This window comes from Labilibaculum manganireducens (assembly GCF_002843385.1).
Taxonomy (GTDB): domain Bacteria; phylum Bacteroidota; class Bacteroidia; order Bacteroidales; family Marinifilaceae; genus Labilibaculum; species Labilibaculum manganireducens.
In genome coordinates, this window is the sequence record NZ_MVDE01000041.1 from 1 (window position 1) to 15,499 (window position 15,499).

12 protein-coding genes and 1 riboswitch are annotated in these 15,499 nt (G+C 35.9%); of the genes, 9 read left to right on the top strand and 3 right to left on the bottom strand.

Translation table 11 applies throughout. The annotated features are described in order from the left end of the window. The 3 genes from BZG01_RS18585 to BZG01_RS18595 form a co-directional block, all read left to right on the top strand. Nucleotides 1-1,155 (top strand): T9SS type B sorting domain-containing protein (locus tag BZG01_RS18585; RefSeq protein ID WP_143470952.1); only part of this gene is annotated, 1,155 nt, incomplete at its 5' end. Between the two features lie 229 nt (nucleotides 1,156-1,384). Then, entirely contained in the window at nucleotides 1,385-2,743 is a 1,359-nt protein-coding gene (locus BZG01_RS18590; RefSeq protein WP_101311346.1) for a choice-of-anchor Q domain-containing protein, read from the top strand. 1 nt (nucleotide 2,744) lies between these two features. After that, on the top strand, nucleotides 2,745-3,800 hold the full coding sequence (locus tag BZG01_RS18595; RefSeq protein ID WP_143470953.1) for an endonuclease/exonuclease/phosphatase family protein: 1,056 nt from the start codon (nucleotides 2,745-2,747) through the stop codon (nucleotides 3,798-3,800). A gap of 43 nt (nucleotides 3,801-3,843) precedes the next feature. On the opposite strand, the gene BZG01_RS18600 is transcribed toward BZG01_RS18595, so the two are convergent. After that, entirely contained in the window at nucleotides 3,844-5,292 is a 1,449-nt protein-coding gene (locus tag BZG01_RS18600; RefSeq protein ID WP_101311348.1) for a monomeric [FeFe] hydrogenase, read from the bottom strand. A 123-nt stretch (nucleotides 5,293-5,415) separates the two neighbouring features. Beyond that, nucleotides 5,416-6,849, bottom strand: a complete 1,434-nt coding sequence (locus BZG01_RS18605; protein WP_101311349.1) for a CCA tRNA nucleotidyltransferase — start codon at nucleotides 6,847-6,849, stop codon at nucleotides 5,416-5,418. A gap of 208 nt (nucleotides 6,850-7,057) precedes the next feature. Here BZG01_RS18605 and trxA (BZG01_RS18610) point away from each other — a divergent pair, with 208 nt between their 5' ends. The 6 genes from trxA (BZG01_RS18610) (at nucleotide 7,058) to BZG01_RS18635 (ending at nucleotide 13,551) form a co-directional block, all read left to right on the top strand. Next, nucleotides 7,058-7,414: a thioredoxin gene (trxA, locus tag BZG01_RS18610; RefSeq protein WP_101311350.1), complete on the top strand. Its 357-nt coding sequence runs from the start codon at nucleotides 7,058-7,060 to the stop codon at nucleotides 7,412-7,414. A gap of 149 nt (nucleotides 7,415-7,563) precedes the next feature. Beyond that, nucleotides 7,564-8,007, top strand: a complete 444-nt coding sequence (trxA, locus tag BZG01_RS18615; RefSeq protein WP_101311351.1) for a thioredoxin — start codon at nucleotides 7,564-7,566, stop codon at nucleotides 8,005-8,007. A gap of 89 nt (nucleotides 8,008-8,096) precedes the next feature. Then, nucleotides 8,097-8,193: riboswitch (TPP riboswitch) on the top strand. Nucleotides 8,194-8,257: 64 nt separating this feature from the next. Continuing rightward, nucleotides 8,258-10,696 (top strand): TonB-dependent receptor, encoded by a 2,439-nt coding sequence (locus tag BZG01_RS18620; RefSeq protein WP_245870428.1) that lies wholly within the window; start codon nucleotides 8,258-8,260, stop codon nucleotides 10,694-10,696. Nucleotides 10,697-10,765: 69 nt separating this feature from the next. Next, a complete protein-coding gene (gene pnuC, locus BZG01_RS18625) occupies nucleotides 10,766-11,356 on the top strand; it encodes a nicotinamide riboside transporter PnuC (RefSeq protein WP_101311352.1) in 591 nt (196 codons plus the stop codon). A gap of 53 nt (nucleotides 11,357-11,409) precedes the next feature. Beyond that, nucleotides 11,410-12,027, top strand: a complete 618-nt coding sequence (locus BZG01_RS18630; RefSeq protein WP_101311353.1) for a thiamine diphosphokinase — start codon at nucleotides 11,410-11,412, stop codon at nucleotides 12,025-12,027. Nucleotides 12,028-12,291: 264 nt separating this feature from the next. Beyond that, complete coding sequence (locus BZG01_RS18635) at nucleotides 12,292-13,551, top strand: hypothetical protein (RefSeq protein WP_101311354.1); 1,260 nt, start codon at nucleotides 12,292-12,294, stop codon at nucleotides 13,549-13,551. Between the two features lie 47 nt (nucleotides 13,552-13,598). On the opposite strand, the gene BZG01_RS18640 is transcribed toward BZG01_RS18635, so the two are convergent. Continuing rightward, on the bottom strand, nucleotides 13,599-15,464 hold the full coding sequence (locus BZG01_RS18640; RefSeq protein WP_180327390.1) for a sensor histidine kinase: 1,866 nt from the start codon (nucleotides 15,462-15,464) through the stop codon (nucleotides 13,599-13,601). Nucleotides 15,465-15,499 lie beyond the last annotated feature (35 nt).

Consider the following 15,499-nt stretch of genomic DNA (forward strand, 5'->3'; position numbering starts at 1 on the left):
GTTCCTCCAACAACAAGTGATAATTGTTCGGGAACAATCACAGGCACAACAACCGATCCTTTAAGCTATACTACTCAGGGAACTCATGTTATTCATTGGACCTTTGATGATGGCAACGGGAACAGCACCACGGTTCCTCAAAATGTAATCGTTGATGATGTAACTGCACCCATCGCTCCGGTTTTGGATGATGTAAGCGGCATGTGTACCATTAGTCTTGCTGTGCCAATAGCTAACGACGATTGTGCAGGAGAGATACAGGGAACTACATTGGATCCATTGACTTATAACACCGAAGGCAGCTATGTTGTCAATTGGACATTTGATGATGGCAATGGCAATAGCAGTAGAGTTGCACAAAATGTAGATGTATTTACCATTGTGGAAGATGTTGAACTAAGTTCTTCAGCAACAGAATTAACCTGCGGTGTAAAGAATATTGATTTGACAGCGAGAGCGAAAGTACAAGGGGAAATTTATTACAAATGGTTTAAAGATAATGACTTAATCCCTGGGGAAACGGCTTCTGTTTTAGAGATAGGAAATGGAGAGGAAGGGGAGTATGCAGTTGAAGTTTCGGATGAAGATCTCCAATGCAATGTGCTTTCTGATCCAATACTTATTACAGAAGACGTAGCAGTTCCGATAGTTTCACTTTCTCCACTTTCAGGTAGTTTATCCTCTGCTGAAAGTATTATAATTAATGCCACAGCAATTACTAAGGGAGAAGCAGGTTATATTTGGTCCACAGGGGAAATTACTTCAAGTATAGAGGTTAAATATCCGGGCGAATATAGTGTTGAGGTAATTGATCATGCCAATGGGTGCAGTGTAAATTCGGCTGATATAGGACAGAAAGCAATAATATTGAATTATTGGAAAGAAAACCTTCTTAGAGCTTTTACTCCGAATGCTGATGGCTTTAATGATAGCTGGCGTATTGAACGGGTTGAATTGGTGCAGAAATTGAAAATTGTGATATACGACCGATGGGGTAAAGCAATTTATAAGTTCAGTGGCTCGGGAAATGAATACAAGGGGACACCTTGGAAAGGATCCGATGGAAATGGTAATTTACCGATTGGCTCGTATTATTATGTCATTAAAATAGATGAAGAAAAACCAATGAAGGGAACTGTTACAATTATGAGATAAAACACCTAAAATTCAATTTCGACATTCCAAATAAAATGAAGAGGGAAAGTAGATTGAGAGAAAGAAGAGCTGCTGATCGAAATTTCAGTAAAACAAAAACTTCCCGATACAAGAGAAACAGTAAAAGTTATATCTTTTTTTAAAAAATTTTAGAAGAACTTGAATCTGGTATTTTTACATAAAATACCGGATTTTTTATATCTTCAAGTTCGATTTAAACAAGTAAACCATGCAATTCTATCGACTTCTGTTTTTTATTGTCATCTCATTTCTCATTATTTCTTGCGACCAAGATGAGAATTTTACGACCGATCCAAATTTTAGATTGACATTTTCAGCGGATACACTTGCATTTGATACATTATTCACTGGCTTTGGTTCAACAACCAAGCAGTTAAAGGTGAAGAATACTTCATCTAACGCAATTAATATCTCGCACTTATACCTTCAAAATTTAGAATCACCATATCGACTAAATGTGAATGGAATTCAGTCGAACAATTTGATGGATATTAAACTTGATGCCAAAGACAGCCTTTTTATTTTTGTTGAGGTAGGTCTTGAAGCAAAAGATGAGAATGCTCCCCGGTTATTAAAAGACCAATTGAAGTTTGAACTGAACGGGCAGGTGCAGGAAGTGATTTTTGAGACTTTTGCGCAGGATGTATATATAGTTGATGGTAATATTACTAAAAATACGATTTGGACGGGAGATCGGCCTTATTTTGTTACGAAGCCTGTTTGGATTGATGAAGGTGTTGACCTGATAGTTTATGAGGGAACAATGGTTTATTTCAAGAAGAATGCGGCACTTCATGTTAAGGGTAATTTTGAGGTAAAAGGAAGTTTTCAAAAACCTGTTTATTTCGGAAGTTCACGATTAGAGGAATTGTACAAAAATGTTCCCGGTCAATGGGATGGAATCTACTTTTACGATGAAAGTACGACTCATCTTCTCAGTCATTTTATTCTCGAAAACGGCATTAATGGATTAAGCTTTCCTAAAACCATATTGGATAACAATCCAATTTTGATTGAGTATGGAATTATTCGGAATTTTACGGGGAATGGATTACTGGCATCAAATTCTATTATTGCTGCTCATGATATGCTGGTCAGTAATTGTGGTGAGGAGTGTGTTCGGTTAAAAGAGTATGGTTCTTGTTTGATATCTCATTCAACTTTTTATAATTCGTGGTTTTTTTCTGTCCGTTCAAAGGCAGTTATCTCATACAATGGTCTTGGCGAAGAGGGCTTGACAATCAGAAATAGTATTCTGTATGGAAATAGATCTGATGAGTTGGAATTTGATCAAACAGCAAATGTTTTGGTTCAGAATTCTCTCTTAAAATTGAGCAATTCAGCCCAGACTGATTATGCTTCAACATTCACTGAATGTTTGTTTAATAAAGATCCTGATTTTCTTAATTCCGAAGAGCTTGATTTTAGCTTGAGTGAGCAATCGTCAGCTATAAATAAGGGAAGTATTGAATTTATATCGACCTATCTTTTTGATTTGGCAGGCAATCGCAGAGATAATGATGTTGCCCCGGATATGGGATGTTATGAATTTTCAGAAATTAAATAATATGAAGTTTTCTCTAATCCTAATCATTTGCCTGTTCTTGTGTGCGAGAATTAGTTTGGCACAATCTGTCATCGATGGATTGGAGGAAGGCATACGAGGTGATTTTAGGTTGATGTTTTACAATGTGGAGAATTTTTTTGATTGTTTTGATGACAGCCTTACGCTGGATAATGAATTTCTTCCAAGGGGAGAGCGAAATTGGACATGGGAAAAATATCAGAAAAAATCACAAAAAGTGGCTAAGGTAATTTTAGCGGCGGGTGGCTGGGAGTTTCCCGATTTAATTGGACTCTGCGAGGTTGAGAACCGATTTGTTTTAGATGGTTTGTTTAAAATTGGATATCTGAACAAAGCAGGATATCAAATTATTCATCGCGAATCGCCGGACAGGAGAGGGATAGATGTGGCATTAATTTATCAGCCTGAAACATTTCATCCCATCGATACGACATTTATTAAATTGATTTATGAGGGAGATTCAATCTCAACTACCCGGGAAATTCTTTATGTAAAGGGGAAAACAAATACAGATGATACTTTGCATATTTTTGTAAATCACTGGCCTTCGCGTTGGGGAGGCCAGCTGGAGTCCGAGAATAGAAGAATATCAGCATCACATTTGCTGAAAGGAAAAGTATCTGAGATTGTTAATCATAACGGCAATGCCTTGATTGTAATAATGGGCGATTTTAATGATTATCCGGATAACAGATCTTTACAAACAGAGCTGAATGCTTTATCTCCGGAGAAAGAAATTTGCGATAATAAATTATACAATTTGGCTTATTTATTTTTAAACAAAACAGGAATAGGGAGTCATAAATATCAAGGGAAATGGGGAATGCTCGATCAATTTATTGTATCAGGAGCTTTGCTTAATAAGTCTGGTTTTTTGTATTGCGATCCAGATAATATGAGTCTTTTTAAACCCGAATTCTTATTGGAAACTGATAATACTTATTTTGGAGAAAAACCTTTCAGGAGTTTTGTTGGATATAAATTTAATGATGGTTTTAGCGACCATCTTCCTATTATTCTTGACTTGTGGAGGAAATAAAAATGGCTGTCAATAGATGTTGGCAGCCATTTTAATAATTTATTTATTCTGCAGAAATAATATCTGCAAGATTTTTTTCATATAATTTACTGCCCGTTTTCGGATCGAAATTCGAACTTGGACCGGAAATACAACCACCTTCACAAGCCATTACCTCTATAAAATTACCGCTTGTTTTGCCTGTTTTAGCAAATGCTTTCAGCATATTAATCTTCTTTTTGTCAAGACCATTTACAATTACAGGTTTAATGTTAACGTAAGGCTTAAGTTCAAGTACCGATTGTGCCACACCACCACTTGCAGCGTAAGCTCTTCCGTGATTTAAAATACTTTTGTCAAGATTTATTGAATTTTCCATTTCCATCTCAACTTTCCAACCTTTAAAAAGAGCCGATAATTCTTCAAATGTCATTACGTAATCTACGTTTGGATCATTCATTCCTTCCCGGCGTTTGGCAATACATGGCCCAATGAATACAATTTTTGCCTTTGGATAATTTGCTCGGGCAATCTCTGCGGCATAATACATCGGACTCTTGGTATGTGAAATGTATTTTTTCATTTCGGGTATATGCTTGTCTACAGCAGAAACATAAGCAGGACAGCAGGAAGTTGTCATAAAAGGGGCTTTTGCCGCCAGACGTTCCAGTAATTCGTCGGCCTCATTTTCAGTAGTTACATTTGCACCTTTAGCAACTTCTATCACATCTGTAAAACCCAATTTCTTGATAGCACCCAATACATTCTCTATTTTAGAGTGGAATTGTCCAAGAACAGCAGGAGCAACTATGGCAACGGTTTCTTGCTCTTCCTCTTTTATGGATTTCATCACATCGATTATCTGAGAATTCTCCATGATTGAACCAAAAGGACAAGCCGTAATACATTTGCCGCAATCAATGCATTTATCTTCATCGATCCGTTCAATACCATACTCATCTTTGGTGATAGCGCCAACAGGACAAGCATTTTCGCAAGGTACAGGCATGTATATAATGGAATGATAAGGGCAAACACTCATGCAAATACCACAATTAATACAGGTTTTGGGATTGATTTGAGCCTGACCGTTTGCATTCCAGCTGATGGATTCCTTTGGACAGTTCATCATACACGGATGTGCAACACAACCTTTGCAAAGATTGGTTACGATGTAACTATTCTTTACACAAGAAGTACACGCCTCATCAACAACCGTCAATATTTTGTTGATTGGATTTTTTCTTTCAAGTGCTTCTTCAGCATACGAAGCCAGAGTTTTAAGTTCGTCTGTATATTCATCCAAATCGAAACCTAAAAGCGGAATCAATTTTTCTTTAATGATTACACGTTCCTTAAAAATACAGCAACGATCAGATTTAGGGCTTCTGCGCGGGGCCATTTCAAGAGGAATTCTATCAAGTCCTTCCATTAATTTCCCTTCATTAAAAAGATCTGCCATTCTTGCCAGAAGATCTCTTCTGATTATCATTGTATTGTCAACATATGCCATTCCTGAATACTTTATTAGTGGGGTGCTTTCTTCTTTTTTTCAGGCCGCAAAAATAGATATTATTATTATATTTTATGATGCTGTTTAGCATGCAAAGGTTGTAAGTTAAAAAAAACCTTCGGACTAATCCAAAGGTTCTTTTTTGTTGCTTTTTTTTATGGGTTCAAGTCCCAGTTCTTTTCCTTTTTTCAGCATAAACTGATAGGCTGCATCATGTTCATTGGGAATTACTCCATCAAGAATAGCCTCCTTTATAGCCATTTTAATATCGCCAATTATTCTGCATGGCGATAAATTAAAAATATCAATAATTTCCTGTCCGTCAATTGGTGGCTGAAAGTTACGAACAGAATCCTTTTCCTCCACCTCTTTTAGTTTCCTTCGTACCAATTGAAAATTATCGAGAAACTTTTTCACTTTTTCTTCATTTTTAGAAGTGATATCGGCTTCGCATAATTTCATTAATTCATCTACATCATCGCCGGCATCAAACAGCAATCTTCGAATTGCAGAATCGGTAACCACCTCTTGTGCCAATACGATGGGACGCATATGAAGAAGTACCATTTTCTGAACAAATTTCATTTTCTCGTTCAAGGGCAATTTCATTTTCTTAAAAATACCAGGCACCATTTTCTCACCAATAAAATTATGAGCATGAAACGTCCATCCAATTCCATCCACAAATCTCTTGGTATTCGGTTTGGCAATATCGTGCAGCAAAGCCGACCATCGCAGCCAAAGATTATTTGATTTTGGAGTTAATTGATCAAGGACCTCAAGTGTATGGTAGAAATTGTCTTTATGACTGATTCCTTTTCTGGTTTCCCGACCTTTTAGTCTAACAAATTCGGGAAATATTAATTTTAACAAGCCCGTTTCATCCAGCAGCTTAAATCCGATAGAAGGTTTATCTGAAAGAATTATCTTATTTAATTCCTCGATAATTCTTTCTTTTGTGATGATATTAATTCGATCTTTATTGGTACGAATAGCTTCAAGAGTTTCCTTCGATATTGTGAAGTTAAGTTGAGTCGCAAAACGTATTGCCCTCATCATTCGCAAAGGATCATCAGAGAATGTTATTATTGGTTCCATTGGTGTTTTAATGATTTTATTATTTAAATCATTAATTCCATTAAATGGATCGAGCAACTCTCCAAAATTATCCTGATGCAGGCTAAGAGCCAAAGCATTAATTGTGAAGTCCCTTCTTTTTTGATCGTCTTCGAGCGTACCGTCTTCAACAATAGGGTTTCTGGAATCCCGATTGTAAGATTCTTTTCTGGCACCAACAAATTCAATTTCCAGATCTTTGTACTTTAGCATTGCCGTTCCATAGTTCTTGAAAATGGAAACTTTTGATACTCCGGCTTCTTTTGCTGCTTTCTGGGCAAGTTCAATACCACTTCCAATAACTACAATATCAATATCTTTTGATTCCCGGTGTAAAAATAAATCTCTTACAAAACCTCCAATTACATAACTCTCGAGATTTTCACGGGTTACAATTTTGGAAATAATTGAAAATATAGGGTGTTTTAAATGTTCTTTCACTTTACTTTTTTTCAAACAGTTTACTCTAAATCATGTGCTTCAGGAGCCTAAATTCATAAATCCCTGATTCATTGCGCTGACAAAATTACAATTATTTAGATGGAATCTATAAAAACAAGCAAATTTTGAATTTGGCATACGAATTGTAAGATATAAATATGTATATTTATACATGTAGAATGATTGTATTATTTTAATATTGAAGGTTATGGTAGAACATTTGACAGTAGAAACATTTAAAGCGAAAGTATTCAATTTCGAACAAAATAAAGATTGGAAATTTGAAGGCAACCGACCTTGTTTGGTTGATTTTTATGCAGATTGGTGTGGTCCATGTAAAGCTGTTGCTCCTATTTTAGAGGAATTACAGGAAGAGTATGGTGATAATCTGGATATTTACAAGATTGACACTGAAAAAGAACGTGAGTTGGCATCAATGTTTGGAATTCAGAGCATTCCGTCTTTGTTGTTCATTCCTACAGACGGGCAGCCACAGATGTCACAGGGTGCTATGTCAAAAGAATCATTTAAGCAGGCATTTTCAGAGGTTCTTGGTGTAGGTTAATAATGTTTGCAGCTTAAAATTTTATTAAAGCTCCTGGATAATAATGATGGTTCTGAAAAAAGTATCATTTTTGTAAGAGAGTAATAATAAAAAAAGAAGTTGAACGAGGGGTTGTTCTTTTGTTGGGTTACCTCTGTAAAGAAACAAAGATGAAAAAAATATTTTTTGCATTGTTTGTAGCAATGATAAACTTAAGTGCATTTTCTCAGACAGCAAATGAAGTCATTCACTTGGATGATAATAGTTTTAAGGAAAAGGTATTTGATTTTACAAATAGTAAAGAATGGAATTTTAAAGGGGATAAACCTGTAATCGTTGATTTTTATGCAACATGGTGTGGTCCGTGTAAACGTGTTGCGCCTGTGCTTGAAGAGCTTCAAAAGGAATATGGACAGGACATTCAGATTTACAAAGTTGACACCGATAAATCACCAATGGTTTCCGGGGCGTTTGGAATTAAAAGCATACCAAGTTTTTTATTTATTCCTGTTAAGGGAAAGCCAACAATGGCACAGGGAGCTTTACCAAAAGAAACATTTGTAAAAGCTATAAAGGATGTTTTGGGTGTTAATGCACCTGAATCAATTAAATAGGGTTGAAAAAATTAAAGTTTAGGTTTTAGGAAGAGCCGGCATTTAGCCGGCTCTTTTGTTTTTGAACTATTTCCGATTACCTTTGTGGCAAAATCACAGTGGGGTGCCTTAAATAACAGGCTGAGATCATACCCTTTAAACCTGATCCGGATAATGCCGGCGTAGGGAAAATTGCGAATTAACTTTTCGCCAACCTGATCTTATTTACAACCTCATTGCAATATATTATTAACGTTTTAACTTATAAACAATGTTTACAAGAAAGATGAACTGTGTTTTACGCAGAGCAGCAGTGTTAATTTTATTGCAATTTGTATGTTTTATTGGATTCTCTCAACTTACCTTAACCGGTAAAGTTACCGATAAAGCAGGAAAAGCACTTCCGGGTGCCACAATCGCAGTAAAAGGAACTTATTTAGGAACCGTTGCCAGTTCGAATGGTACATACAGGTTTCAGAATTTAAAAGAAGGAAACTACAGTTTTGTGGTTTCATTTTTGGGTTATGAAAGTGCTCAAAAAGAAGTGAAGCTGAGTAAGTCAGAAGAAATTGACTTTAATTTGGAAGCATCTGCCATTATGGCCGATGAGGTTCTTGTTGCTGCTACCCGTGCGGGCAATAAGGTTCCGGTTGCTATTACAAATCTCTCAGGGGATGATGTAAGAAGGCAGAATACAGGACAGGATATTCCTTATCAGTTAAGTTTGACTCCTTCATTGGTTGAGGCTTCTGAATCAGGTAATGGTGTTGGTTATTCTTCCTTGAGAATTAGAGGAACAGATGCTACCCGAATTAATGTAACGATTAATGGTGTTCCTTTGAATGATTCTGAATCACAAGGTGTTTTTTGGGTAAATATGCCCGATTTTGCATCTTCGGTAAATAACATTCAAATTCAGCGGGGAGTAGGAACATCTACCAATGGAGCTGCAGCTTTTGGTGCGACCATTAATTTTCAGACAGAAACTATTAATGCAGATCCTTATGCAGAGGTGCAAAGTGTTGCAGGTTCATATAATACGTTTAGGAATACAGTAAAAGTAGGAACAGGGCTAATTGACGGCAAGTTTAGTTTTGATGCTCGTTATTCCCGTTTAAAATCAGATGGTTTTGTTGATCGTGCATTCTCGGATCATGAATCTTTTTTTGTTAGTGGAACTTACTATACAGAAAAAAGTATGCTGAAGTTTAATGTGATGAGCGGTGATCAGAAAACAGGTATTTCCTGGTGGGGAAATGATGATATGGATGGCAAAGGTAGAAAATACAACCCAGCTGGGAAGTATAAGGATAAAGATGGCAATACGAAATTCTACGATAATCAAACCGATAACTACAAGCAAACTCATTACCAGTTGTTTTATTCTCAGGAGTTGAATTCAGCTTTGAATATGAATGCAGCTTTGCATTATACCAAGGGAAAAGGTTTTTATGAGCAATACAAGACGGATGAAAGCTATGCAGAATATGGTTTAAGTAATCCAAAGTATGGCGCTGAAGAGGTAAGTACTACAGATTTAACTCGTCAAAAATGGCTGAAGAATGACTTTTATGGATTTACATATTCTTTAAATTATAAGAAGAAAGGTGTAGATGCTTCATTAGGTGGTGCTTGGAATCACTATGATGGAGATCACTTTGGAAATATACTTTGGGCCAAAAATGGTGGTATAATAAATGATTACCAGTGGTATTTAAATAATGGTAAAAAAACAGACTACAATGCTTTTGCAAAAGTCAATCTTGGATTGAGTGATCAATTGAATGTATATGGTGATGTTCAGTATCGTCATATTTCGTACGAGATGGATGGAATTGATGATGATTTGAAACCATTGATTCAAGATCATAAATTTGATTTCTTCAACCCTAAAATGGGATTGTTTTATACAATTAACGATAGAAATAATGTCTACCTATCTTTTGGTTTGGCTCATCGTGAGCCAACCCGTACTAACTTTAAGGATGCTAAAGAAGACATTACAAGATTACCAAGTTCAGAGTCTTTATTTGATTATGAATTAGGTTATAATTTTAAATCTTCGAAAGCGACATTTGGGGTAAATATTTACTACATGTATTATCAAGATCAGTTGGTTGCAACTGGTGAAAGGAATAATGTAGGTTCTGCAATTATGACGAATGTTGATAAGAGTTATCGTGTCGGTTTTGAGTTTATTGGAGGTGTGCAGCTTCTTCCTAATTTGAAGTGGGATGCTAATCTGACTTTAAGTCGAAATAAGATTAAAGATTTTACAGATTATGTAAGTGTGATTGATGGAGATTGGGATGAAGTTGATGTGAAAGCTATAAAACTTGGCGAGACTGATATCAGTTATTCTCCGGAAGTAGTGGGTAGCAGTATTCTAAATTGGAACCCTGCAAAGGGGTTGGGAGTTAGCTTTATTAGCAAATATGTAGGCGAGCAGTTTTTCGATAACACATCAAACGAAGATCGTAAGATTGATGCTTATTTAGTAAATAACCTACGTTTCGAGTACACCGTTCAACCAAAATGGATGAAAGAAATTGCTTTCAATGTTCAGATCAATAATTTGTTTGATAAAGAATATGAGAACAATGCTTATGGTGAACACAACGAGGGTTTAGATGGAACTCCTGGAACCTGGAAAGCATATTTCCCTCAGGCAGGAACAAATTTCATGGCAGGATTAACATTTAGATTTTAATTATTTGATATACAGAACACCGGTTTCTATCTTGCATAGAATCTGGTGTTTTTTTAATATGCTTCAGAAATGAATTGGATTGTTGATAATATCATTGAAATAATTGGAACCATTGCCGGTTTAATCTTTCTTTTTTTAGAAATCAAACAGAATAAATGGTTGTGGCCGGTTGGGCTTTTAACCTCGGTGATGTACATTTATGTGTTTTTTATTGCCAAGTTGTATGCCGACATGTCTCTTCAATTCTACTATGTTTTTATTAGTATTTACGGTTGGATTGTTTGGTCGAAAGGAGCTGGTCAGAAAGAAATTCCGGTGACCAAATTATCCAAAGGATTGTTTTTGATTCTTTTTGGAGCCAGCATGCTAATCTATGCTGTTATCTCATATATACTGGTGGCTCATACTGATGCTTCTATTCCATATTGGGATGCTTTTACAACAGCCTTGAGTATTGTTGCTACCTGGATGCTGGCGCGGAAAATTTTAGAGCAATGGCTGGTTTGGGTAATTGTAAATGCGGTTTCTTTGGGGCTGTATATCTATAAAGGACTGTATCCAACTTCTGTTCTTTTCTTTTTTTATACTGTTTTGGCAGTGGTAGGATATATTCAATGGAAAAAAGATATGCTTTATACTGAAGCAATTTCCCGCGAATAATTACTTTTGTGTTTGGTAAAATTCAAATTCTGAAAGATTTAGATTAAGTAAGCATGCAAAAGAAAGCGGTAATTCTGGCTAATGGCTCATTCCCTACACACAAAATTCCTTTAAACGAATTAAAATCCTCAAAATATATTGTTTGCTGCGATGGTGCAATCAATAAATTGGATGAAGCTGGAATTGAGCCTTTCGCAATTGTAGGCGACCTGGATTCTTTAAATCCGGAAATGAAATGGAAATACCGCGATATCATTCACCATTTTGCCAATCAGGACAGTAATGATTTAACCAAAGCCATTAACTGGTGTCTGGAAAATAAATTTTCTCAGGTTATTATTGTGGGAGCAACCGGACAGCGTGACGATCATATGATTGGAAATGTGTTTTTACTGCCGCAATACGCAAAAAAAATTCGTGTGAGAATGCTTACCAATTATGGTTGTTTTACACCGCTTCTTCGTTCAAAAAATTTCGACAGTTACACTCGTCAGCAAGTTTCAATATTTTCTCCCAATTCGGAGACTTTAATTTCTACAGCCAACTTACGATATGCATTAACAGAGCAAAAACTGGAACTGATGAATCAGGGAACCCTAAATGAATCGATGGGGGACAGTTTCCGAATTGAATTTGAAGGTGGTCCGTTAATTATTTATCAGGAATATTGAGATATCTGCATAATAGATAATTCTTTATTTTTTTTGAAATTCTTTTAAAATGCTTTGTTAAGTTTTTGTAAGTATCTGATTGTCAAGATGATTTGCTTAATGTGTATTTCAGTATAAAGATCTGAAAATAAGCACACTGCAAATCGATCTAATATCTCACATCTAAAATCTAACGATCTATTGCAAATGAAAAGCTGTTTTATAATATTCTTATAAACTAATATTCCTGTATATCTTTGCGGCGCAAAAAAACTGATAAAATCTATGAAAAAAATTAACTACCTACTACTTTTAGCACTTTTCTGTGTTGGCATCCCTAAGCTTAATGCTCAAGAGAAGAAAGACGAAATTAAGGTGAAATTCGGAGGTTATGTACACTCTTTATTTACCTACGATACCCGTCAAACAGTTAGTGCCCGGGAGGGATTCATATTACTTTACCCACAAGATGAAGATTTGGATGCTGCCGGAAAGGACATGAACAAAGGCGGCGTTTATAATATGGCTGTTATTCAGTCGCGTGTAAATGCAAAAATTGCAGGTCCTGAAATTTTAGGAGCGAAGACCAACGGTTTATTGGAAGCAGAGTTTATCGGCAATGCAGAATCGGATGTGAACGGGTTGCGTTTGCGTCACGCTTTTGTGAATTTGGATTGGGGCAAGACTTCTTTGTTAATAGGACAAACATGGTCACCATTATTTGATGCTGAAATCTTTCCAACTACAGTTGGTGCCAATGCCGGATTGCCGTTCAAAGCTTTTGCGCGTAATCCTCAGCTGCGTTTAACGTACAAAACAGAGCATTGGAAATTGTTGGCAGCTATTGCATCGGAGCGTGATTATACAAGTACCGGACCCGACGGAGCGAGTAACAAATATTTAAGAAATTCAGGATTGCCTATTCTTCAGGGACTGGTTCATTACTATGCAGGAAAGCATGTGTTTGGACTAAGTGGAGAGTTTAAAAACATCAAACCATCTTTAACAAGTACAACCGGATCATTAAAAGATGGTAACTTAACTAAATGGAAGAATGATGAAACACTTTCGTCGTGGGCTGTGGTTGCATCTTATAAATTGAATTTAAAACCAATTACTTTTAAGACTCAAACTACTTACGGCACCAACTTAACTGATGTGTTAATGTTAGGTGGATATGCAGCGAAAAGTTTAAATCCTATGACTAATGAAGCCAGTTATACAGGTATAAAGGTTTTAGGTACATGGACTGATGTTTCTTACATTAAAAATAATTTTGAGTTGGCCTTACATGCCGGTTATTCAAAAAATATGGGTGCTGATGATAAGGTTATTCCAGGTATGATTTATAGCCGGGGAAAAGATATTGGAGAATTGTATCGTATTGCGCCACGGGTTGCGAAACGTTTCGAGAATTTGAAGATGGAATTGGAAGTAGAATATACAGCAGCAGCTTACGGTGATGTTACTGAGAAAGCCGAAGTTGAGAATACCCATTGGGTAGGAAATACAAGAATTTCGGTAGGCTTGTACTATTTCTTTTAAATAAGGAATTGAATACAGAAGGCGGACAGAAATGTCCGCCTTTATTTTTAAAACGGAATGGTAAAATAGAAGGTGGTTCCCTCATTTGGTTTCGAGATAAACCAAATTTCGCCTCCTAAAAGCTCAACCAGACTTTTACTGATTGCCAATCCCAATCCGGTACCTCCATATTTCCTTGTATCAGCATTTAAATCAGCCTGACGGAAACGGTCGAAAATAATTTTTTGTTTGTCTTCAGATATACCGATTCCTGTGTCTTTCACAAAAAACCGGAGGAAGTCTCCTTTAATATCATATCCAATTTCAATTGTTCCTATGTTGGTAAATTTTATTGAATTTTCGATTAAATTATTGAAAATCTGAACCAAACGCATTGTGTCAGTATTGAATTCAGTGATGCTTTTATCATCAGGAACAGTAGTTATAATGGAAAGATTTTTATTATCATGCAAGTCCAGTATAGCTTCGTAAATTTCATTCAGATTTACGAATAGATTATCCAGAACACATTTGTTTTTCACAATTTTTAATTGATTGGTCTCAATTTTCGAGATGTCCAGTATGTCACTGATTAAGCGAAGCAGGTGTTTTGTGTTTCTTTGAATAATTGAGATAAAGCGGGTACGTTTTTCTTTTTCTACATCATCACCGGCCAATAGATCGGTAAAACCTAAAATGGCATTCATTGGAGTTCGGATTTCGTGCGACATATTAGCCAAAAATGCCGATTTCAATCTACTTGATTCCTCGGCTGCTTCCTTAGCAATTTTTAGTTCTTCGTGATTGGCTTTTATTTCCAGCAAATGAGCTTTTTCTTTTTGAGCACGAACCTTTCGTAAATGCATATTAATGGTCATCACAATGATAATAATTGTAAGAAGAATCAATACTGTTAGGGTTAGAATAACAATTTCTTTGTTTTCGCGGACAAAACTGTATGGTTCATTTATAATACGGGAATCTTTAGGGAGTTTCGATCTGTCAATATTGAATTGTGTTAGTTGTTTGTAGTCAAAACAATTCTCGTATTTTGCATTTTGGGAAGGAATATCATCTATACTAGTACCTGATAGAACTCTTTTTGCCATTTCGGTAACTTGTTTTCCTTGATTTCTACCCGTAATTAATGTTCCTCCTACAGCCCCGTGACCCATGTAAAAATCCCAAACACAGTAAATTGGTACCTTGCAATAAGGTATTACTTCTCTAAAACTATCTTCGTAAGTATAATACTTCCCTTCAGAATCTCTATTGTAAAGCAGATATAAAACAATCGAATTTTTATCCAGCGAGGAGAGTTCTTTTTGAAGATTCGGCATATGATCTGGTTGAATGATTCTGTAAGGAATCAATTCTTCCATATTTTTGATATCATCTTCAACAAATTGTACCATGGCTTTTCCTGTGGTGGTTTTGTCGCTGACGATAACAAGTTCTGAAAACTTTGGGTGATTTTCTTTAATGAGATCAATGGTAGAACAAAAATTCATATTTTCGAAAACTCCGCTGTAGCCTTTCGGAACGTCAATAGTTGAGTTCAAACCGCAAAACAATACAGGCACAGAGCCAAAAATCTGATTCTTATATTCTAATAAGAAATCATAAGCATTGTTGTCTGTAGATATAATTAAGTCGAATTTTCTATTCTTATATTTTTCCTGATAAAATTTGGCAAGTACATTCAAGTAGTTTTGGGAGAAATATCTTTTTGTATCCATATCCTCTATGTAAACAGAATAGGATGATTCCGTTGAAAGCTCCCGCTTGATACTTGATACGATGGAGTCGGTCCAGCTTAAACCATTGTGGTAGGAATTTAAGACTAAAATATCTTTCTGATTAGCGGAAAAACCTTTAAAACAGAAGATGAAAAGAAAGAGTACAATTGAAAAATATTGCTTTGTAATTCTCATAAACATCAAATTAGATCAGTAAACAGATGCAATCT

Bases quoted from the DNA above. Each gene is read 5' to 3' on its own strand.
- BZG01_RS18640 (WP_180327390.1), bottom strand. From the start codon at position 15,464: ATGAGAATTACAAAGCAATATTTTTCAATTGTACTCTTTCTTTTCATC.
- BZG01_RS18620 (WP_245870428.1), top strand. From the start codon at position 8,258: ATGTTTACAAGAAAGATGAACTGTGTTTTACGCAGAGCAGCAGTGTTA.
- BZG01_RS18590 (WP_101311346.1), top strand. From the start codon at position 1,385: ATGCAATTCTATCGACTTCTGTTTTTTATTGTCATCTCATTTCTCATT.
- BZG01_RS18600 (WP_101311348.1), bottom strand. From the start codon at position 5,292: ATGGCATATGTTGACAATACAATGATAATCAGAAGAGATCTTCTGGCA.
- pnuC (WP_101311352.1), top strand. From the start codon at position 10,766: ATGAATTGGATTGTTGATAATATCATTGAAATAATTGGAACCATTGCC.
- trxA (WP_101311351.1), top strand. From the start codon at position 7,564: ATGAAAAAAATATTTTTTGCATTGTTTGTAGCAATGATAAACTTAAGT.
- BZG01_RS18630 (WP_101311353.1), top strand. From the start codon at position 11,410: ATGCAAAAGAAAGCGGTAATTCTGGCTAATGGCTCATTCCCTACACAC.
- BZG01_RS18635 (WP_101311354.1), top strand. From the start codon at position 12,292: ATGAAAAAAATTAACTACCTACTACTTTTAGCACTTTTCTGTGTTGGC.
- trxA (WP_101311350.1), top strand. From the start codon at position 7,058: ATGGTAGAACATTTGACAGTAGAAACATTTAAAGCGAAAGTATTCAAT.
- BZG01_RS18595 (WP_143470953.1), top strand. From the start codon at position 2,745: ATGAAGTTTTCTCTAATCCTAATCATTTGCCTGTTCTTGTGTGCGAGA.